Consider the following 21,780-nt stretch of genomic DNA (forward strand, 5'->3'; position numbering starts at 1 on the left):
GCAATTGTTGTGGGTGTGCTTGCAGTTATATCGCCCACCTTCAGAGAGGGCATTGTGAACATGGTGCAGCACGCACTCGACTACGCTTCAAACTTCTTTAATAATGCCGTTCAGGGTAAGTGATTAAGATGATAAGAAAATTTTTAAAAGACAGAAAGGCAGCTTCTCAGCTTATCTCTTCAGCTGCCCTTATTCCTATTCTTCTTTTTATTGTAGCTTCTATAGCTAATATTTCTGTTGTGAGCAACATGCAGACGCTTGTAAATGAGGCAGCCTTTGAAGGAGCAAGGATAGGAATTAAGTCTGATACTCCAGAGCAGACTGCTCAGATGGCTGTAGCAAACTTTGGGGATGGAATAACTGGATGGAAAATAGGAGACAGGCTTTCTGTCATTACATCACTTAAAAATGACACGCTTACGGTAGAAGTGAGGTATACTTTCTATCTTTTAGGAGGATGGCAGAAAATTCTCGTAGGAAGAAGCTCTTTAAGGATAGGTGATACGCCGTGAGCACTCTAAAAAGATTTTTTCAGGACAAAAGAGGGGATGCTGTCCTCCTTTTTATGCTGTTTCTTACAGTGTCATCTCTCCTTTTCATGTACGCTGTTCAGAGCATATCAAGAGGGGTTGGAGCAAGGGAGGAGCTTGTTAAGATATGCGATGAAATAGCTTTAAATATTGCGGTATCTGCTGTACAGATGGAATATGCTCAGTCAGGTGATTTGGTTATAGACACTGGTAAGGCTTACTCTTTAGCTCTGAATACATTTAAAGATTTAGGAGTACCTGTTAAAAATGTAAGTGTAACTGTTAAGAACAGATACATTTACGTTACTGCTTCCGTTTCAGGAGAGATGTACGGCACTTCAAGAGATATAACCGTTACAGGCATAGCGAAAGCGAGGGATGTGAAGTGAAGGTGCTTATTGTTTCAAATGATAGAGAGTATGTCAGGAAAGCAAAAGAAATTTATGAAGATGCTGATGTGGCTTTATCTGTAGAAAGTGCTGAAATTATGACGAATAAGAAAAAGTATGATTTTATTGTGGGTGATTTAGTGAAAGACAGCTTTAACGGATATGCAGTAAAGGAGCTGAATGGAGAAAAAAGAAAAGAAAAAATACTTCCTTTAAGACAGGAAGTTATTGCAATATACTCCTTCAAGGGTGGTGTTGGGAAAACCACACTTGTTAGAGCTCTCTTTGAAAGTTTGGAGAAAAATATAAAAGTGCTTGTGGTGGATTTAAATTTTCGTGACGGAGGTTCGGACTTAAGCTTTATGCTGGACCTTCCTGTCCTTCCCCACATTGGAATGTGGCTTAAAGAAAGAACAAAAGAGAGCTTTTTTGAAAACTTAATTGAGTACAGCTCAAGTGTATATATACTTCAGTCTCCTCCTAAAGTAAGCCTTGTGAGAGATATTGAAGAAAGCGATGTTGATTCGATTGTAAAACTTGCGAGAAGCAAGTTTGACATAATAATTTTTGACCTTCCAGATGAGTTTAATGGAGTTGTTAAAACTGCGCTTGACAATGCCACAAAAATAGTTGTGCTGTCCAAGGGCACAGAAGGAGAATTTGCGAGGATGAAGGAGTTCTCTTATGAGTTTTTGACGATATTTGTTAAGCCAGAAAAAAGGTTTAAGAAGTATACAAAGCTGCTGAATTTGAAATATAGAGTCATTAGTAATTTTAGCAAAGAAATTGATGCGGTATGCGATTTTATTTTCTCTTGAGTAATAATTTTAATTTTGTTATAAAACCGCAATTTTAAAAAAGAAGGGGGTTTGTATGGTAGAGGTACATGTTTGGATATACTTTTTGACATTAGCAGGCTATATTATTGCAGGCTTTGTAAAAGGCTGGAGTGCAGCTTATCTTAGTGCAGGAGCTGTTGTATTCGGGCTACCTATAGTACTTATCGGAGCTTCAACTATTTGCGACAAGTTTGAAGAAACTGCTGTAAAGAAAAAAGCAGAGGAACTTTTGAAAAATGTTAAGATTGACATTGAAAAGATTTATGAGCCGGAAAGCTGGTATAGGGTTTATCACTGTACGCTGATAAGCGAAAAAATAAACACAAAATGCGCTGTAACATGCTATAAAGATTCAGATAAAATTCATTCTGTTCGGTTGTCTTCTGAATGGATAAAAGCAAACAAAGACACTTATCAAAAATATGGTTGGGCATTAAAAGAAATAGTTGCTAAAACATTCAAAGAAGCTTAAAAAATAAATTTTTACTTTTATTCCTAAAATTTCAGTTAAAGAAAATAAATCTTAAGGAGGTAGGTAAAAAATGAAGAGAGTCTTAAGCTTTGCTTTGATATTACTTATTGTCACTACTCTAGCAGCAGGCTGTGGTGATGTAAAGAAAGATACAGGCAAAACCGAAAATACTGTAAATGAAGCTGTTAAAAGTGAGAAGGTAAATCTTCAAAAAGAGTTCACTGCAGGAACTGTTGTAAGTTATAATAACAGCGAAATAGTTTTAGAAAGTAGTGAAGAAAAAGTTAAGTATGATTTTGCAGCTAAGAAAACTTTATTTGTTGAGGGAATGCCCAAAGACATTAAAGAAGGAGTGTTTGTGAAAATCATAAGAAAAGATGGTGAAAATTATATTTATGTCATCACTCAAGGCAGAAAAGAAGCTCTTGAAGATGGAAGCGCAAGTATATTAGGCATTTTGAAAGAAGCAGAAGATAATTATGTTTTGATAGATATAGATGGAAAAGAAGAAAAGTACACTGTTGCAGATAAAGCAGTTATGCAGAAATTTTCTGATGCTAATGAAGTGATGAGGTATAATAAAGATAAGCTTAAAAAAGGAAACTGGGTAATGGTACTGGTCGATAAAAATAATGAGGTGATAAATATAGTCTACTAATTCACCGCCCTCCGGCACAAAAAATTTTATAAATGCGTCGGGCTTGCGGTCAAGGTGCCTTCGAACATAAACGGCCTCCTCCCCGCAAGCGGGTCCCCTCCATTTATCCTTCGACTCCACCTTGACCCGCCCGCCGCATTCCTATCCGTTTTAACTGACCGGAGGGCGGTAACAGGTTTTTGAAAAATTTAACTGGAGGTGAGCTCTCATGAGGAAAATATTAGCTTTAGTCATAGTCATAGCGCTTGCTGTGGCAGGGTATCAGGCTTATAAGGATGACAGCAAGAGGACAGCTTTAGAGGAAAAGGTAAAAGGAGTTTTGTATAGTATAGGGGGTGACACGTCACCAATCCGAGTATATGATCCTAATACAATGAAACAAAGACCAGATTTACAACCGTTAGCAGATAAATTTTTAGAGAAGCACTATAACAAAGAAATAAAATTCATACTAAAAAACGGCACAGAATTTAGCGGCAGTATAAAGAATGTAGTTGTAGCTGAATATATAAAAGATGATTTAAGTCATAAAGAAGGTGATTTAGTGCTCATAGGTAATTTTATTGTAAACTCTTTTCAATCCTCGAAAATTCCTAAAGAAGTATTTATTCATAAAAATGTTCAACTTCAACTTTCAAAAATATATATTGTTAATGGAGAACTTGTTGAAGATAATAAAAAACCACCATTGTTTTTAGAATTAACACCTTTGATAGATGATGTGGTTATCGCAGATGAAGTTACTCATTATTTCCAATATACTTCTCCAGAAACAAAATTTTTGATGAGTGATAAAGCGTATAGAAGTATAAGTGGAAGCGAAGAAGGGACAAAAGGTAAGTTATCTATAGAAATAAAAAATAAATTAAATAATAAAGATCTTTATATTAAATCATATTTTAATATAAATGGTTTAAATTTTTCCGAAATAAAGCGGGAAAGCAATGTAAAAGAATACGTCGAATGGGCTAAGAAGAACTTATAAGGGGCAGGTCTAACCTGCTTTTTTATTTTGCCTAAATTTAAGGGAGGTGCTTTTAAAAATGAATAAGTTCAAGGCTCTTTTTTTATTTGCTTTAATTTTCATCATTATCGCTAACACTCCTGTTTACGCAGGAGACTGGGTAAAGCTCAACTCAAACGGCACAAAGGTGTAGGTAGATACTTCTCACTGGGAAACAAAGCAAAGGTGGGTCACAAGCGGGTACTGGACAACACAGCAGGTCTGGGTACCTGAGCAGGGACATTGGGAAAAGTACTGGGTAGACACATCTCGCTGGGAAACAAGGCAGGTATGGGTCCAGAGCGGATACTGGGACACAAAGAAGGTATGGGTCGATACATCGCATTACGAAACGAGGCAGGTATGGGTGGATACTTCGCACTATGAAACAAGAAAAGTCTGGGTAGATACTTCTCACTGGGAATACAGAAAAGTCTGGGTAGAGAGTGGATATTGGAAAACAGAAGCTGTATGGGTGCCCGAAAAAGGGCATTGGGATGTGAAGTATGTTTGGGTACCGGGTAGTTATGGTGGTTGGGGTTATGCAGATTGGAAGGCAGGTTATTGGAAAAAAGAACAAGTTTGGGTTGTAGATATCCCTGCACACTGGGAGTACAGAAAAGTCTGGGTAGATACTTCTCACTGGGAAGTGCAGAAAGTTTGGGTACAAGATGGTTACTGGAAAACAGAAAAAGTTTGGGTTAAAAGCGGCTACTGGAAGACAGAGAAAGTCTTGGTGCAGAGCGGATACTGGACAACACAGCAGGTCTGGGTTGACACATCACATTACGAAACAAGACAAGTATGGGTGCAGGATGGATACTGGGCTCAGAGGTGGGTAGTTGATGTTCCCGGACATTATGAGACAAGGCAGGTGTGGGTTGACACATCGCATTGGGAAACATACAAAGAGTGGGTTAAAAGCGGCTACTGGGACGAAGTGCACGGCACTATTTCTGTTTCTAAAACACCCCAGTATGTGTTTACGAACAAGCACACCCTACCCGACGGCTCTGTCTGCGATATGACTTTGAATATTTCTTATGCGCTTAATAAGAAAGTCACTAACATTAGAGCCATTCATGTTGTGAACAGGTATCAAAACAAAGGCGTGCTCTATGTAGAGCCCTATTCTGCTGTAAAGAACGTTGGAGGCACTTCAGGAAGTGCTGTGCTGAAGTTCCAGTATGAAAAGCCAGGTGATGAAAACTCAACTCTCCACGTCTACTTTGACTTAGAAGGAGGAGGCTCATTCGAGATACAGATGAACATCCCTATAAACGGGATTTACGCAGATTCAAAGTTCAACATCCCCGACCCTGTCTTCAAGAAATCAGTCAAAGATTCAGAGGTGATAACATTTTGATGATTAAGATTTTGATTTTAATTATCCTCTTTTTCGCTGCTGTAGAAGATATAAAAAAGATGGAGGTGGGACACATCTACCCTGCCTCCATCTTGGCGCTTTCTTTTGTAAATTTCTTTTTGAAACCTTATATACTCCTAAAATTTTATCTGCTTAACTCACTTTTGCTATTTGCAGTTCTTTTCCTTTTCTGGCTTTTAGGAGGAATAGGCGGTGGAGACGTAAAAATTTTAACTGCGCTGTCTTTCTACTCTGGCTTTAAAATATGGGATATTCTTTTATTTTCATCTGTGGTTTTTCTCCTCTACTCTCTCATTCTGCGAAAGTTTAAAACGAAACTTCCTTTTATGCCTGCTCTTTTTGTTGGAACAATAATAAGTTTTTTTGTAAATTTTTAAAAAGACCTGTTTTACAGCTTTCAAAAATGCTATAATTACAGTAGAAGTAAAAGGAGGATTTTCATATGTCGCAAGAATACGACGTTACGGCTAAAAATATTTTTTCAAATCTTGCCGATGACATAGCCTCATATTTTTTGGGTCTTAAATTTACAAAGCTTGATGAACTAAACATTGAATTTACCACGATTGAAAGCAGAGAAAGTGACATGGTATTCAAGTGTACTACTAAAAATGGAGATATAGCTTTACATATAGAATTTCAAACTTATAACGACAGCAAAATGCCTTATAGAATGTTAAGATATGCTACAGAAATAATGGAAAAACATAATTTATTACCTTACCAAGTAGTAGTTTATTTCAGTAAAAATGAGTTAAAAATGGATAATAATTTAGACTATCATTTAGGAGAAGAAAATTTTTTAAACTTTCGCTATAGGATAATAGATGTAGGGAAAATAAAATTTGAGGATATTGTTAAAAGTAAATATTATGATTTATACACTTTTTTACCTGTAGCTGATAAAGATAAAAGACAAAAAGAAAAAGAAAAAGAAGCATATCTTAGAAAATGTGCTGAGGCAATAAGAGATATGCCAGTGGATAAAGCAAAGAAAAGTTATATAGTCACAACAGCCGAAATTCTGGCAGGAATAATCTATGATGAGGAAGTCATAGAGAAAATTTTTTCAGAGGTGATAGGTATGTCAATACTTGAGGAATCAAAAATATATAAGAAAATATTAGAAAAAGGTAAATTGGAAGGGAAAAAAGAAGGGGAAAAAGAAAAAAGTATAAAAATTGCCAAGGAATTATTAAAAAAAGGAATGGGTATTGACGAAATCGCAGAAGTAACAGAGCTTTCAAAAGAAGAAATAAAAAAATTGTTAAATTAATGAGCCGTAAAAGGCTCTTTTTTGTTTTTTAACAAAGGTCCGGATTTTTCATTTTCGCTTCGCTCAAATCAAAAATCCGTTCGAATAAGCACCTCTGCCTTCGCAGACGTGCTTTTTTGTTTGCCCCGCAGGAAAGATTATACGCCTGCTTGCTTTATGGTCAAGGGGCAAGCCTACGGTCGGTGAGCATATCCTCCCTCGCTTGCGCTCGGTCCGGTATCCCTCCCCGACCCCTTGACCTTCGGCTCGCAGGCCGTTTTGTTTTAACTGCCGGGGGCAAACAAGAAGCAAACAAAAAATGAGGAGGTGTAAGCACATGGCGTAAGAAAATAAATTACAGCGCTGGGCTGTCAAATCCAAGCAAGTAAGAAATTTTAGGGGAGGGAATGCAAAATGACTGCTAGAGAAATTGCTGAAGAAATAAGAAAAAATTTAAAAAAGCACGGCATAACATCAAAGCAGGTAAGCGTCAGAGCTAAAACATACCTTTTAGATAAGTCAATTGAAGTTAAAATCAAAGACTTGAGGGTCTCTAAAAAACTTATAGAAGCTGTTGCTAAAAAGTATGAATATATAAGATGGGATGACTACACTAATGAAATACTTGCTGGATGTAATACTTACGTTGCTGTTGACTTTGACTATAGAGTCTTAAGAGAAAAGGCTGAAGAATTTAAGGAAACAGCTAGGAAAATACTAGAAAAGAAAGACAAATATGAAAAAGGTGAGCTGATGAAATTAGCAGAAAAAGAAGATTTGGTGGTATTATATCAACCTCATCACAATGGTACTTATCCTCATGTTGAGGTATGCCGAAGAAATACCAGAAGTTGTGTTTTAGACAGCATTGAAAACTACTATGCAGTTGATGAATATTCACTGAGTGAGGCTCTAGCAATTTTAGCATATCAATATGGTTTTGATTTTACTAAAGTAAAAGTATAAAAACAGTGCAGTGGCAGTTTTGCCACTGCATCCCACATATCTGTGACACCCGAAGTGTTCTTTTCTCTATTATATCACATTTTTTAGAAATTAAACCGATGAAATAAAAAAATAAAAAAGGATGGAAGTGATACCTTACGAAATAGTCACGATTTGGTATAATAGAATAAAAGATAAAACTTCAAATTGAGGTGTTTTCTATGAGCAGAATAGAACAATTGAATCGAGAACTTACAAGAATTGTAGAAGTGCTGATAAAAGAGTATCAACCTGAAAAAATAATATTGTTTGGTTCATTAGCGACAAATCAAATAAATGAATGGAGCGATATTGATTTAATAGTTATAAAGGATACTGACAAGTCTTTTTACGAAAGATTAGAAGAAGTTGTTAAAGTCGCTAAACCTACCATTGGCACGGATATTATAGTGTATACCCCAAAAGAAATAGAAGAAATGAAAGAAAGTATGTTTTACGTTGAAGAAATATTAAAGAAAGGAAAGGTTATTTATGAAAGAAGCAAAACAATGGCTTGATTTTGCTATGGATGACCTTGACTCAGCAGAAATCATGTTTAAAGCAGGTAAATACAATATGGTTTGTTTCTTTTCCCATCAGGCTGTAGAAAAAGCTTTAAAAGCATTTTTAGTAAGTCAAAAACATAATCCTCCTCGAATTCATAATTTAATAGATCTTGTAAATCTTTGTACACAATATGATAAATCTTTTGAAAGCTTCCTATCTAAAGCCCAAGTATTAAACCAATTTTATATTCCAACGAGATATCCTACTGCCATGCCAGGCACAACAGCTTTAGGGATGCCAGATATTAAAACAGCTGAAAAAGCAATAATGTATGCTAAAGAAATTTTTTCTTATTGTAAAAACATAATTTAAAATCCGTTCAAAGCTGGGAGCGATTCGCCGCTACCAGCAAAGAACGGAAATCGTCACCTATCCAGAAATAAAATTCACACTTTATTTCATCTGGGGTGACGATTATTTTTTTTATATGTAGTTTTTAAGCACTTCTTTAATTTCATGAGGATCCTTCGATGAATTAATTATTTCCCTATCCTTTTCAAAGATTTTTAAAATCATCTCTGGTGTAATAAAGTCTGTCTCTTTTTTATTTTCCAGCTCTTTAATTCTGTAAGCAAGCTCATTTCTCATTGCTTCTAATTCGTTCATTTTTTCTTTCATTATTGGCTGAATGATAGATGTTAAAGAAAAAAGCGATACTTATAGCATTAAGTTTAATCCTTGCAGGAGGATTATCGTTCTTTCAATATCAATACTTTAAAAGCATGGCAGAGAATGATAAGAAGATACAGGTAATTGCCGCAGTTTCTGATGTTAAAGCAGGAGAAAAAGTAGATGCAAAGCTAGGAATAAAAGTGATACCTCAATCAGCCTACGTGAAAGAAATGTATTTGGCAAATGAGAAAGTTACCGGTTATGCAAAAGTAGATATTGCTGCAGGGTCATATGTGTTAAAAAGTATGATTTCACATGAAGAAGTACCTGTCTTGAAGGAGGATATGAGAAGAGTAACAATAGGTGTGAATTTAACATCATCTCTTGCAGGAAAAATCAAGCCGGGCGATGTTGTAGATATTGGATGGGTGCCAAAGGATGAAGCTAAAGATGGTGCTTCTAAAATAGTAGCTGAGAAGGTTCAAATATATGACGTTGTAAATAAATCAGGAGAAGATGTCAAAAAGGCTGATAAGAACAATCAGTATGATAAGGAGTCTTTAATTCCTGCAGCAGTGACTTTAATTGTTACGCCCGAGCAGGCAGTTACCATAAAGGAATATGAAGCTAAAGGAAGTCTCTTTCTGATTGGGTATTAAAGACTTTACAAAAAGAAGCAGTTGACCGAAAATATAATTAGACAAACCAAAGAAAAGGAAGCGAGGTAATAAAACGATGAAAAGAGCATTATCAGCGGCTTTTTTAGGTTTTTTACTTCTTTATTTTGCTTTCCCCTCCTCTTCCTTTGCTGATTCATATTACAAGGGGTTTTTGTACACTTATCAGAACAATACCTACATGATGGTGCCTGCAAGGGGCGTATTTCAGAGTATGGGAGCTGAAGTTAAATGGTTTGGTGATACTCAAACTGTTGAAATTACAAAGGATGACCTAAAAATTGTGCTTCAAATTAACAGCACAAAAGCAGTTGTAAATGGGAAAAGCGTAGAAATGCCTGTACCGGCAATAATTAAAAATGACTCTACTTTTTTGCCACTTCGATTTTTAGCCGAGCTAATAGGTGGAAATAAAGTAAAGTGGGAAAATGCTACCCAAACAGCTGTAATTCCTTTCAATGATTCAGCTATATTTGTGAGGGCAGTAGATTATGACGCTGAAATACAGAGCTTCAGCACAAAAATTAATGGAATTTCAGTAACAGGTGTAAAGATACCCTACAATTCACCTTATAAACCTGCAGTTGTTTTGGCTAATAATCAAATAGGAACTACTCAGAGCTTATACGATATGGCCAAATCCTATAATGCCTCTGCAGCAATTAATGGAACATTTTTCAGCGCCTACAACGGTCGCCCTGACCCATGGAATACAATTATTAAGTCAGGAAAAGTGGTTCATGTAGGTAATATAGGGACTGTGTTTGGATTTACTGCAGATGGAAGAGTTAAGATGGAGAAATTGAGGATAAAAATAGAAGGCAGTACAAACGGGTCTTACTCATGGCCAAATAACTGGTATGCTTATGGATTTAATCATACACCTAATGGGAATGGTGTGTATATATTTACGCCTGAATGGGGAACTCACTTGGGATTTAATTATGGAATAAATGTTGTGGTGGAAAATGGTGTTGTTAAAGACATTAAGGAAAACCAAGACGTTAATATTCCTGCTAATGGATATGTTATAAATCTTACTGGCAGTGAAGAGTATCTAGCAAGAGTATTTGAAGTAGGAAAAACAGTAGAGTACAGAATTGTTTATACAGATGCCGACGGGAATAAAGTAGACTGGTCTGATGTGGTTGAGGCAGTAGGAGCAGGTCCTACTCTTGTTAAAAATGGTGAGATAAATGTAGACCCTGCTGGTGAGGGCTTTACTGAAGCCAAGATTTTGAGTCTATCCTTTGCTAGAAGTGCAATAGGAGTGACTCCTCAGGGGGACATTCTACTTGTGACTGTACCGAATGCTACTGTGTATCAGTTAGCGCAGATTATGAAGCAATTAGGTGCTTACAACGCTATAAACCTTGACGGCGGAGCTTCTTCTGGATTGTACTTTAAAGGGAAATATCTTACAACACCCGGCAGAAACTTAAGTAATGCGCTGATATTTTACAAATAAGATTTGGGCCCTGCACAAAATGTGCGAGGCCTTTATTTTATTGAGGAGGTGAAGGAAATAAAGTATATCCCAGTTATAATGCTTCTTTTTTATTTAAGCTATCTAGACCTTAAAAAAAGGGAGGTACCAGATTTTGCGGTACTACTACTCAATCATGGAACTTATGGGCGATAAACTATACGAAATTAAGCATAAAGGATTTCTTAAAAACGGGTGTTGTATGGGCTTGGCTTGGGGTAATTATAAATGAAATCATTGCAGTTAATATGTTTAAATAAATACTATGGCTACAGCCTTTTGAAATTATTCGAAAAGCTGTAGCCATATGATACAATTTTTAAAGGAGTGTTGCAAGTTGAGAGAAAGAATGATACGAATGGGAATTGATGTTGGAGGGACGCATACAAAAGCTGTAGCGCTTGATAATGAAACCCATGAAATAATAGGCAAAGCTTCTGTAATGACTACTCATTCTCATCCTATGGGAGTTTCTGCGGGAGTAATACAAGCTTTCCAGAAATGCTTAACAGAAAACAATATTAATCCTGAAAATGTTATTTTCATAGCTCATAGCACAACTCAAGCTACCAATGCATTGTTGGAAGGAGATGTATCATCTGTAGGGATTTTGGGAATAGGCGGTGGAGGAATTGAAGGCTTTTTGGCTAAACGACAAACAAATATTGGAGACATTCCACTAGTAACAGGCAAATTTATAAAAATTTATCATACGTATGAAAAATCAAAAAACCTTTCCCGTGAAAATATTGTTCAAGCAATAACTGAATTATTAAAAATGGGTGCTAAAGTAATTGTTGCAAGTAAAGCTTTTGGAGTTGATAGTATTAAAGAAGAAAAAATGGTTCAACAGGTTGCTTTAGAAATGGGTGTACCGGCTACTGTAGCGTCAGATATTAGTAAATTGTATGGGTTAACAATAAGGACGAGGACTGCAGCTATAAATGCAAGTATTTTACCCAAGATGCTTGATACAGCGAATAGTACAGAAGAAAGTGTAAAAAAAGCTGGAATAAAAGTACCTTTAATGATAATGCGCGGTGATGGTGGAGTAATGGATATAAATGAAATGAAAAAGAGACCGGTGTTGACTATGCTGTCTGGACCTGCTGCAAGTGTTATAGGAGCTTTAATGTATTTACGGGCATCTAATGGTATATATTTTGAAGTCGGAGGGACGAGTACTAATATTGGTGTTATAAAAAATGGAAGACCAGCGATTGATTATGCTATTGTTGGTGGGCATAGAACTTATATAAATTCTTTAGATGTTCGTGTTTTAGGTGTGGCAGGAGGAAGTATGGTTAGGGTTTCTAAAAATAAAATTGTAGATGTTGGGCCAAGAAGTGCTCATATAGCAGGATTGCCTTATGCAGCTTTTACTCCAGAGGAGGAGATTGAAGATCCAGAAATAGAATTTTTTAGTCCAAGAGAAGGGGATCCTGCAGATTATGTTGCAGTAAAATTAAAAAATGGGAAGAGAATAGCAATAACTAATACGTGCGCTGCAAATGTATTAGGACTTGTAAAACCTGAACATTTTGCATATGGAAATTATACATCAAGTTATAAAGCAATTGAACCATTGGCAAAGATATTAGGACTTTCTGTAGAAGAAACTGCGAAGCAAATTTTAGAAAAATCATCACAAAAAATATTACCTGTTATAGAAGAACTTGCGTTAAGATATAAGCTTGAAAAAGATCAATTAATTTTAGTAGGAGTTGGAGGTGGTGCTGCGGCTCTAATTCCATATGTTTCCAATAAAATGAAGTTAGAATATAAAATACCAGAAAATGCAGAGGTAATTTCATCAATAGGAGTAGCTTTGGCGATGGTACGAGATGTAGTAGAACGAGTAATTCCTAATCCTTCTAAAGAAGACATAGCGGCTATTAAAAATGAAGCAAAACAGGCAGCAATAAATAGTGGAGCTGTTCCAGAAAGTGTAGAAGTTTTTATTGAAATAGATTCGCAAACTCAAAAAGTTACAGCTATTGCATTAGGATCCACTGAAGTAAAAACTACAGATTTGTTAAAAGAGTGTACTGAAGAAGAAGCAAAAGATATTGCGGCAAAATCTATGAATGTTGAAATAGACGATGTTAATTTAGAAGCAAAAACTTCCGGATTATTTGTTTTTTCTGATAAAAACAATGATAAAGGTAAAAAACAAGTAAGAATTATAGATAAAAAGGGATTTATCAAAGTTCAAAGGGGAGATGGAGTTGTTAAAAAGTCTAACAAAACTACATTTTACGAAAATTTAAATGAGGTATGGGATAGCGCAAGTTTATATAAGAGCGACACGATATTATATCCTGATATTTATATATGTATAGGAGGGCGTTTAATTGATTATTCTGGTATGAACAGCAAAGATCAATTAATAAAAGTAGTTGCAACGGAAATTGATTTGCTTGATGAAAAAGAAGAAATTATTATTGTAGGAGCTAAAAATGATATGTAAAAATTGAGGAGTGATATAAATGGGAAGGATAATTACTATTGGAGAACCAATGGTTATGTTTATAGCAAACGAAGAGGGACCTTTAGAGGAAGTATATAATTTTACCAAGGCTTTGGCAGGATCAGAAGTTAATGTTGCAATAGGACTTGCAAGACTCGGTCATAAAGTGAGTTATATAACACATCTTGGAGATGACCCTTTTGGCAAATATATATATAAATTTTTAGTAAATGAAAATATTGATGTTTCTTATATAAAATTTGATAATGAATATCCAACAGGTTTTCAACTTAAATCTAAAACACGTATTGGAGACCCTGAAGTTGTATACTTTAGGAAATGGTCTGCTGCTTCTCACATACAGGAAAATGATTTAAAAGAAATTAATTTTGATGATGTAAATCACATTCATTTGACTGGCATTCCTCCTGCTTTATCTTTAAGTTTCAGAAAAACCATATATAACATTGTTGAGAAAGCTAAAACAAAGAATATACTTATTTCGTTTGACCCTAATATTCGTAAGCAATTATGGAAAAGCGAAGAGGAAATGAGGAGTATATTAAATGATATTGCTTTTAGATGCGATATAGTTTTACCCGGATATGAAGAGAGGAAAATTCTTACAGGTTATAATGAACTAAATGATATAGCTTCATTTTATTTAGAAAAGGGGACGAAAATCGTAATAATTAAAACAGGAGAAAAAGGGGCTTTTGTTAAAACTCCTACTGAAGAATATACAGTGAGTGGATTTAAAGTTGAACAAATAGTGGATACTGTAGGGGCTGGTGATGGATTTGCCGTTGGAGTTATAAGTGGCTTATTAGAAAATTTATCATTGCGTGAAGCTGTAAAAAGAGGTAATGCTATTGGAGCGCGAGTTATAATGTTTCCAGGCGATAATGATGGATTACCCAATAGAAAGAATCTAGAAAAGTTCATAATGACTCATAGTATAAGAGAAGGGTGAGAATTTTATGAAAATACAACTTGCATTAGATAGGATAAATATAGAAAGTGCTATAAAAATAGTTGAAAAGGTATATGATTATATTGATATAATAGAAGTTGGAACTTCACTTATAAAAGATTATGGAATAAGTTCTGTAGGAAAAATGAGAAAACAATTTCCTGATAAGCTAATATTGGCGGATTTAAAAACTATGGATGAAGGAGAGTATGAATTTAAAACTGCTTATAGTGCAGGGGCAGATATAGCAACGGTAATGGGGGTTACTCCATTGAATACTATTTCTTTGTGTTATGATGTGGCACAAAAATACAAAAAATCTATTATGATAGATTTAATGGAAACAAATGAGAGCCGTATTACAAATTTGAAGAAATTTAAAGAAGCTATATTTTGTATTCATATTGCTAAAGATGAAATTGAAAAGGACTTTGAAAGTTATTTTCAGAAAATGAAGCTATATATTAGTGAGTTACCTCATTTAGCGATTGCGGGGGGAATAAATATAGAGTTACTAAATAAATTAAATAAAACCAGAATAATAAAACCAGAAATTGTTATAATTGGTTCTGCCATTACGAAAGCTTTTGATATGCAAAAAGCAGCGAAGGAATTTTATTCTTTAATGCAGAATATAAAAAAATAAACTAACAAATTATTAGAAAAGAGAGGATCAGAATGGGAATTTTAGTTACAATTTTAAGAGAAATAGAATCTGTAGTTAGTGAGGTTGATGAAAATCAGATGAAGGAAATATCTAATTATTTTGACATGAATAAGCGAATTTTTGTTGATGGTGAAGGTAGATCGGGATTAATGGGCAAAGCTTTTGCTATGAGACTTAAACATTTAGGATATGAGGTGTATGTTATTGGAGAGACTGTAACACCATCTTTACAAGATGGTGACATATTTTTTGCAATTTCTGGGTCAGGAAGTACAAAATTTGTAGTAGAGAATGCAAAAGTGGCAAAAGGACTGAATTGCAAAGTTTTATCTGTAACAAGTAAAGCTGATTCACCATTAGCAAAGATTTCAGATGAGGTACTTATTGTACCAGCTACAACTAAATATGATACAGGAGAAAAAAAATCTGTTCAGCTTTTAAGTTCATTATTTGATCAAAGTGTTCATATAGTTTTAGATGGTTTATGTCTGATTTTAAGTATGAAAAATAATATTACAAATGAAATGGCACTTAAGCAACACTTGAATTTAGAGTAAGTATATAAATCAAGTAAAGCGAGGAACATAAATGATACCATCTGTTTTTTTAGATAAACAACAATTAATAGAACAGGAATTAAAATTTAGTAGTTATAACAATAAAATGTTTTCGCACAATGAAAGTGACAAAGCATTAAATATGGTTTGGGAAAGAGGAATTAAAGAAGCCAAAAAGTTGAAGATAAATGACATAATAAATTTGATTTTGCAAGAAAATATTATTATTGAAATCAGTAAAAATGATTATATCTCTAATTATATAGTTTTTAGCGAATATAACAAGGAGAAAAATAAAATTATTTTTATGAAAAGCCAATAAAAGAAATATTTATTCCATCGATACCTGAGAAATTTTCAGATTGGCGCAATTATAGCAAAGTTGTAAAATTATTTTTGTGCCATGAATATTTTCATTATTTAGAGATTAATTATATTGGATTAACAAATGAAAAAATAAAAACTTATACCACATTAAGTTTTTTTAAAGTTAAGGTAAAATTGAAAGCTTTTAGTGAAATAGCAGCTCATGCTTTTGTGAAAGAATTTTATGATATATGGTAAATAAAAATAAAAAAGCATCCTTTTTCGATTATAAGGGTGCTTTTTATTTATTAAGAAACTTTAGAAGATACTTTTTATATAACTTATGCTTGTATTATTACTATATAGAATTTATAATTAACTACAAGCAATAAAGAATAACAAAAAATATTTCTTTTGAGAATTTTCTAGAATTATAAAAGGAGGATCTTTATGAAAGATATAGTTTTAATTGCACCTTTTGAAGATTTAGCTGAAGTAGCAAAAAAAGTTGTTAATGAGAATAAATTTACTAATGTTGACATACTAATGGGAGATTTAAGTGAAGGTGTAGAGGTTGCAAAAGAATGTGTCAAGAATGGGGCCCAAATTATTATATCTCGTGGTGGTACATATAAAATGATAAAAGAAGAAGTAAATATTCCTGTTGTTGAAATTAAAATTAGCTCATTTGATATACTAAGAGCGTTCAAAGATTTAATAGATTACAAAGGTAAGATTGGTATAGCTGGTTATGAAAATATTGTTGATAGAAGTGAAACGATTGCAGAGTTATTAAAACTTAATGTTGAAAAAGTGGTTTTTGATTCGGAAAAAAGAGCTCCAGAATTAGTATTGGAATTAATTAAAAAAGGGGCTACTGTTATTGTAGGAGATGCCATAGGACATAAAAGCGCAAAAAAGTATGGGTATAAAAGCTATTTTATAACATCAGGTAAAGAAGCAATAATAGATGCTATTCAAGAAGCACAAAGAATTTTGGAAGTATCGACGTTAGAAAAAATGAAAAGTGAAAAAATAAGGATAATAATGGACTTTGTACATGATGGAATTATCTCAATTGATAAAGAAGGGTATATAACAACATTTAATACAATGGCTGAAAAAATATTTAATTTAGCAGCTAAAGATGTATTAGGAAAAAGGGTAGAGGAAATTATACCAAATACCAGAATGTTGGAAGTCTTAAAAAGTGGTTATGCTGAAATAGGTGAGTTGCAAGATATAAAAAATCAAAAAATAGTTACAAATAGAGTACCAATAATCGTAGACAATAAAGTAGAAGGTGTTGTAGCAACATTTCAAGATGTAACACAAATTCAGGAATTAGAAAAAAAGATAAGATATGAATTAACAAAAAAAGGTTTTATAGCAAAATATACCTTCAAAGATATCTTATATAAAAGTACTCAAATGGAAGAATGTATTGGGAGAGCAAAAAAATATGCGCTTGTTGATTCTCCTGTGCTAATTCTTGGTAAATCTGGAGTAGGTAAAGAACTTTTTGCTCAAAGTATTCATAATTCAAGTAATAGAGCAAGTGGTCCGTTTGTAGCAATAAATTGTGCGGCTATACCTCCAAATCTACTCGAGAGTGAATTATTCGGATATGCGGAAGGAGCTTTTACTGGGGCTCGTAAAAATGGTAAACCTGGATTGTTTGAGTTGGCTCACGGGGGAACTATTTTTCTCGATGAAATTGGTGAAATTCCCCTTGAGTATCAAGCAAGGCTTTTAAGAGTAATAGAAGAAGGAGAAGTGATGAGGATTGGCGACGATAAAGTAATACCTGTTAATGTTAGGATAATTTCCGCAACAAACAAAAACATTAAGAAAATTGTTGATGAAGGCAAATTTAGAGAAGACCTGTATTATAGAATAAATATACTAACATTAAATATTCCGGACCTAAATCAGAGACAAGAAGATATAATTTTACTTGCAAGATATTTTGCCAAAAAATATTCTCAGAAATATGGTAAAAATATAGAAGATATAGATGATATTGCTATCGAATATTTAAATGAGTATTATTATAAGGGCAATGTACGAGAATTAAAAGGAATAATTGAAAGAGCTGTAATTTTAAGTACAGGAAATACAATTGAATTGAAAGACGTAAAAATTGAAGAAACAGAATACAACAGAGCGCACAAACACGCTGATCTACTATCATCGCTTATGAGTTTAAAAGAAATTGAGACTATTTATATAGATAACATAGTTAGTAAATGTAATGGAAATTTAACTAAAGCTGCTAAAATACTTGGTATAAATAGAAGCACTTTGTGGAGAAAATTAAAAAGAAAATAAGCATATTGTTGCAATATGCATCAATATGCTTATTTTGCTTTATATAAGTGTTGCAAAAATAAAAAATGAAAGAGAGATAATATTGAAAATAATGCATTTTTCGGTTGGCATAATATTTGCTTTGTTTCTTTAGTGAAATTAGATATTTGTAAAAGGAGGAGTTTAAATGAAGATTAAAGCATCTATGGAACGTGTTCCCGGAGGTATGATGATCATCCCTCTCTTTTTAGGTGCAATCATTAATACTCTTTTCCCAAATGCTGCAAAAACATTCGGATCGTTTACAGGTGCTTTATTAACTGGTGCTTTGCCTATTTTAGCAGTTTTTTATGTATGCATGGGTGCTACAATTGATTTTAAATCTACCCCTTATATACTCAAAAAAGGCGGAGCCCTATGGATAACAAAAATAACGATAGCTGCTCTTGTTGGTTTTATAGCTGCCAGATTTCTGAAAGAAGGGATGATTGATTCAGGACTATTTGCGGGTCTTTCTGTGCTTGCAATTGTAGCTTCTATGAATGATACAAACGGTGGCTTATACATGGCTTTAATGGGACAGTTTGGTAAAAAAGAAGATGTAGCTGCTTATTCTATCATGAGTTTGGAATCTGGTCCATTCTTTACGATGGTAACACTCGGAGTTGTAGGTCTGTCGGCTTTTCCTTGGCAAATGCTAGTAGGAGCAATTTTGCCCCTTATAATAGGTATGATTTTAGGAAATTTAGATAAAGACCTTCGAGAATTTTTAGGAAGAGCAGTACCTGTATTAATACCATTTTTTGCTTTTGCACTTGGAGCTGGACTAAATTTATTAAATGTTTGGAAAGCCGGATTGGTTGGTATTTTAGTAGGCATAGCAGTAGTTATCGTTACTGGAATAGCATTATTTGCTGCCGATGTTTTAACAGGAGGCAATGGAATAGCAGGTTTAGCTGCAGCATCAACTGCTGGGAATGCTGCGGCAGTACCAGCTATAGTAGCAGCAGCTAATTCCGTTTATGCACCCGTAGCTCCTGCTGCTACAGCTATAGTAGCCTCTTCTGTAGTAGTAACGGCAATTTTGGTACCTATTGTAACTTCTTGGTGGGCAAAACGAGTTGGTATATTAAACAATAAAATGCTCTAGTTTATTATGCAATTAGTTATGTAACCTCTCAAGTTTCTTTAACTTGAGAGGTTACATAAAATGGGTGTAAATGTAAAAATTCCAACAGGGAGTGGTAAAATTATGGATAAAATAGCAATTATCGCAGATGATCTTACTGGTGCTTCTGATACAGGTGTTCAATTTGCGAAAAAAGGTTTAAAGACCTCTGTTATATTTGATATTGATAACTTATATGAAGATTCAAAAGATACTGATATAATTGTTATTGATACCGACAGCCGTGCTATTTCACCATTTGAAGCGTATCAAAAAGTAAAGGAAACATCTCAAAAATTAAAAAATATAGGATATACTCAGATTTATAAAAAAATAGATTCTACACTTAGAGGGAACTTAGGAATTGAAATTGATGCAATCATGGATGTTTTTGATTTTGATTTTGCTGTTATAGCACCGGCTTTTCCGCAAATGGGAAGAACTACTGTTGAAGGAAAACACTTTTTATATGGAAAACCAATTGATCAAACAGAGATTTCAAAGGATCCGAAAAGTCCTGTGAAAGAGTCAAACATTTTATCTCTATTATCTTACCAAACAAAAAGAAAATCTGGTTTAATAACTATAAATACAATTCGTTCTGGAGAGAATGATATAAAAAGTAAAATTGTTGAACTATTAAAGAAAAATGTTCAGCTAATTGTAGTTGATTCTGAAACAGACGATGATTTAGAAATTATACTAGATTATCTTACTACAACCAATTATAGAATTTTATGGGTTGGTTCTGCAGGATTGGCTAATTTGTTAGCAAATAAAATTTCTTTTTTCTCTTCAACTATAATTTCTGATGAGAATTTGGTTTTTACTGAAAATCCTATTTTAGTCGTGTCAGGTAGTATTTCAAAAATAACAAGGCAACAAATTTCATTACTTATTGCGCAACCAAATATAATTGGTATTGAAATGAATCCATTAAAAATTTTAAATGAAGAAGAAAATAAAGAAGAAATTGATCGTTGCTATGATGAAATTATAAAAGCATTAAAAAGGAATAAAGATGTAGCATTTTTTGTTGATTCATCGCCTGAAATAGTTCAAAAAACAAAAGAAGTGGGAGAACTACTCAAAATTTCATCAGAAGAAGTCTCTCATCGGATAGTAGATGCGCTTGGTTATATTTCAAACCGAGTTATAAATGAAGTTCAATTAGGTTGTGTAATTTTAACAGGTGGTGATACAGCAAAAGCTGTATGTAAATATCTTGGTGCAAGAGGTATAAAGTTAATTAAAGAATTAGAAACTGGTATTCCAATAGGCAAACTTATAGGTTTTAGAAATTTATTAACAATCACAAAAGCAGGTGCTTTCGGAACAGAAGAGACTTTTATTAATATAATCCGTTTTTTGAAAGGAGAAAATTAATATGGTAAAACCACTGATTGGAATTACAATGGGAGATGCAGCCGGCGTAGGACCAGAGATAATAATGAAAGCGCTAAGTGACCCCCAAATTTACGAAATTAGTAAACCAGTTGTAATTGGTGATGCAAAAATGCTACAACGTGCAGAATCTTTTCTAAAGACGGGACTTCTTATCAAGGCAATTCAAAACGTCGAAGAAGCAGAATTCAAATTTGGAGTAGTTAATTGCATAGATCTAAATTTACTTCCAATAGATTTACCATATGGACGATTATCAGAAAAAGCAGGTGATGCTGCCTTTAAATATCTTAAAAAAGCAATTGAACTTGCGAAAGACAAAAAAATTGATGCAATAAGTACAGCACCTCTTAACAAAGAAGCATTACATAAAGCTGGTTATATGTATCCTGGTCAAACAGAGATTTTAGCAAAACTTACGAATACAACAGATTTTGCAATGATGTTGAGTGCGCCAAGGTTAAAAGTTATTCATGTGACAACGCATGTTGGATTAGTAGATGCTGTAAAAATGATTAATCCTGAAAGGGTATATACAGTTATAAAACTAGCATATAACACATTGAAAAAGGCAGGTTATTCTAATCCAAGAATAGCAGTTTGTGGAATAAATCCTCACGCAGGGGAAAATGGATTATTCGGATATGGAGAAGAAGAGGAAAAAATTGTTCCCGCTATTCAGAAAGCACAAACAGAAAACATCAAAGTGACAGGCCCCTTACCTGCAGATACAGTATTTTTTAGAACTATTCGTGGTGAATTTGATATTGTTGTGGCTATGTATCATGACCAAGGGCACATTCCTATAAAAGTTTTAGGATTTGAGACGGGGGTGAATATTACTGTAGGGCTTCCTTTTATTAGAACAAGTGTTGACCATGGTACGGCATTTGATATTGCAGGGAAAGGAATTGCAGATGAAAAAAGTATGAAAGAAGCTATACGTCAAGCGGCTGAATTGATACCTAAATGATTTTTAAAGATTTAAATGTAACGATATAAAATTTTACTTATAAAAAGCTTGTCTTTTAATATATTATGGGCAAGCTTTTTGTTATTTGAATTC

The 21,780-nt window shown here is 34.0% G+C and carries 23 protein-coding genes and 1 pseudogene; 23 read left to right on the forward strand and 1 reads right to left on the reverse strand.

The genetic code is table 11. From position 1 onward, the window contains the following. The first annotated feature begins 128 nt into the window (after positions 1-128). From BUB32_RS11215 to BUB32_RS11270, 12 genes are all read left to right on the forward strand, one after another. On the forward strand, positions 129-512 hold the full coding sequence (locus tag BUB32_RS11215) for a TadE/TadG family type IV pilus assembly protein (protein WP_234949283.1): 384 nt from the start codon (positions 129-131) through the stop codon (positions 510-512). A 53-nt stretch (positions 513-565) separates the two neighbouring features. After that, positions 566-919, forward strand: a complete 354-nt coding sequence (locus tag BUB32_RS11220; RefSeq protein WP_234949284.1) for a hypothetical protein — start codon at positions 566-568, stop codon at positions 917-919. Continuing rightward, positions 916-1,737, forward strand: a complete 822-nt coding sequence (locus BUB32_RS11225; RefSeq protein WP_072969460.1) for a CpaE/TadZ family protein — start codon at positions 916-918, stop codon at positions 1,735-1,737. The genes BUB32_RS11220 and BUB32_RS11225 overlap by 4 nt, the downstream gene beginning before the upstream one ends. A gap of 55 nt (positions 1,738-1,792) precedes the next feature. Then, on the forward strand, positions 1,793-2,230 hold the full coding sequence (locus BUB32_RS11230; RefSeq protein ID WP_072969461.1) for a hypothetical protein: 438 nt from the start codon (positions 1,793-1,795) through the stop codon (positions 2,228-2,230). A gap of 70 nt (positions 2,231-2,300) precedes the next feature. Then, positions 2,301-2,888, forward strand: a complete 588-nt coding sequence (locus BUB32_RS11235; protein WP_072969462.1) for a hypothetical protein — start codon at positions 2,301-2,303, stop codon at positions 2,886-2,888. Positions 2,889-3,096: 208 nt separating this feature from the next. After that, a complete protein-coding gene (locus tag BUB32_RS11240; RefSeq protein ID WP_072969463.1) occupies positions 3,097-3,873 on the forward strand; it encodes an LSm family protein in 777 nt (258 codons plus the stop codon). 385 nt (positions 3,874-4,258) lie between these two features. Continuing rightward, positions 4,259-5,257, forward strand: a complete 999-nt coding sequence (locus BUB32_RS11245) for a hypothetical protein (protein WP_234949285.1) — start codon at positions 4,259-4,261, stop codon at positions 5,255-5,257. After that, entirely contained in the window at positions 5,257-5,655 is a 399-nt protein-coding gene (locus BUB32_RS11250; protein WP_234949289.1) for a prepilin peptidase, read from the forward strand. The genes BUB32_RS11245 and BUB32_RS11250 overlap by 1 nt, the downstream gene beginning before the upstream one ends. A 65-nt stretch (positions 5,656-5,720) precedes the next feature. After that, positions 5,721-6,554, forward strand: a complete 834-nt coding sequence (locus tag BUB32_RS11255) for an Rpn family recombination-promoting nuclease/putative transposase (protein WP_072969464.1) — start codon at positions 5,721-5,723, stop codon at positions 6,552-6,554. Positions 6,555-6,947: 393 nt separating this feature from the next. Then, positions 6,948-7,499: a hypothetical protein gene (locus tag BUB32_RS11260; RefSeq protein WP_072969465.1), complete on the forward strand. Its 552-nt coding sequence runs from the start codon at positions 6,948-6,950 to the stop codon at positions 7,497-7,499. 200 nt (positions 7,500-7,699) lie between these two features. Further along, entirely contained in the window at positions 7,700-8,035 is a 336-nt protein-coding gene (locus tag BUB32_RS11265; protein ID WP_003870403.1) for a nucleotidyltransferase domain-containing protein, read from the forward strand. After that, a complete protein-coding gene (locus BUB32_RS11270; protein WP_029689149.1) occupies positions 8,010-8,396 on the forward strand; it encodes a HEPN domain-containing protein in 387 nt (128 codons plus the stop codon). Before BUB32_RS11265 ends, BUB32_RS11270 begins: the two co-directional genes overlap by 26 nt. Before the next feature lie 7 nt (positions 8,397-8,403). On the opposite strand, the pseudogene BUB32_RS13380 reads toward BUB32_RS11270, so the two are convergent. Continuing rightward, a pseudogene (locus BUB32_RS13380) lies at positions 8,404-8,717 on the reverse strand (recombinase family protein); the annotation flags it as partial. A 2-nt stretch (positions 8,718-8,719) separates the two neighbouring features. On the opposite strand from BUB32_RS13380, the gene cpaB reads away from it, so the two are divergent. The 11 genes from cpaB (at position 8,720) to pdxA (ending at position 21,687) form a co-directional block, all read left to right on the forward strand. After that, positions 8,720-9,355 (forward strand): Flp pilus assembly protein CpaB, encoded by a 636-nt coding sequence (gene cpaB, locus BUB32_RS11280; RefSeq protein WP_072969466.1) that lies wholly within the window; start codon positions 8,720-8,722, stop codon positions 9,353-9,355. 76 nt (positions 9,356-9,431) lie between these two features. Further along, positions 9,432-10,841, forward strand: a complete 1,410-nt coding sequence (locus tag BUB32_RS11285) for a phosphodiester glycosidase family protein (RefSeq protein ID WP_072969467.1) — start codon at positions 9,432-9,434, stop codon at positions 10,839-10,841. A gap of 355 nt (positions 10,842-11,196) precedes the next feature. Beyond that, a complete protein-coding gene (locus BUB32_RS11290) occupies positions 11,197-13,329 on the forward strand; it encodes a hydantoinase/oxoprolinase family protein (RefSeq protein WP_143152810.1) in 2,133 nt (710 codons plus the stop codon). Positions 13,330-13,348: 19 nt separating this feature from the next. Then, the gene (locus tag BUB32_RS11295) at positions 13,349-14,302 is read left to right on the forward strand and encodes a sugar kinase (RefSeq protein WP_072969469.1); all 954 of its coding nucleotides are present in this window, start codon (positions 13,349-13,351) and stop codon (positions 14,300-14,302) included. 7 nt (positions 14,303-14,309) lie between these two features. Beyond that, positions 14,310-14,948, forward strand: coding sequence for a 3-hexulose-6-phosphate synthase (gene hxlA / locus BUB32_RS11300; protein WP_072969470.1), 639 nt, complete (start codon positions 14,310-14,312; stop codon positions 14,946-14,948). Positions 14,949-14,980: 32 nt separating this feature from the next. Then, positions 14,981-15,526, forward strand: coding sequence for a 6-phospho-3-hexuloisomerase (hxlB, locus tag BUB32_RS11305; RefSeq protein WP_072969471.1), 546 nt, complete (start codon positions 14,981-14,983; stop codon positions 15,524-15,526). 31 nt (positions 15,527-15,557) lie between these two features. Next, positions 15,558-15,848 (forward strand): hypothetical protein, encoded by a 291-nt coding sequence (locus tag BUB32_RS13170; protein ID WP_234949287.1) that lies wholly within the window; start codon positions 15,558-15,560, stop codon positions 15,846-15,848. A 434-nt stretch (positions 15,849-16,282) separates the two neighbouring features. After that, on the forward strand, positions 16,283-18,163 hold the full coding sequence (locus BUB32_RS11315; protein ID WP_072969472.1) for a sigma 54-interacting transcriptional regulator: 1,881 nt from the start codon (positions 16,283-16,285) through the stop codon (positions 18,161-18,163). Between the two features lie 166 nt (positions 18,164-18,329). Beyond that, complete coding sequence (locus BUB32_RS11320) at positions 18,330-19,292, forward strand: 2-keto-3-deoxygluconate permease (protein ID WP_072969473.1); 963 nt, start codon at positions 18,330-18,332, stop codon at positions 19,290-19,292. 60 nt (positions 19,293-19,352) lie between these two features. Further along, positions 19,353-20,696 (forward strand): four-carbon acid sugar kinase family protein, encoded by a 1,344-nt coding sequence (locus tag BUB32_RS11325; protein WP_084727016.1) that lies wholly within the window; start codon positions 19,353-19,355, stop codon positions 20,694-20,696. Position 20,697: 1 nt separating this feature from the next. Continuing rightward, positions 20,698-21,687: a 4-hydroxythreonine-4-phosphate dehydrogenase PdxA gene (gene pdxA / locus BUB32_RS11330; RefSeq protein ID WP_200773886.1), complete on the forward strand. Its 990-nt coding sequence runs from the start codon at positions 20,698-20,700 to the stop codon at positions 21,685-21,687. Positions 21,688-21,780 lie beyond the last annotated feature (93 nt).

Origin of the sequence: Thermoanaerobacter uzonensis DSM 18761, from assembly GCF_900129115.1 — a bacterium.
In the GTDB taxonomy this organism is placed as follows: domain Bacteria; phylum Bacillota; class Thermoanaerobacteria; order Thermoanaerobacterales; family Thermoanaerobacteraceae; genus Thermoanaerobacter; species Thermoanaerobacter uzonensis.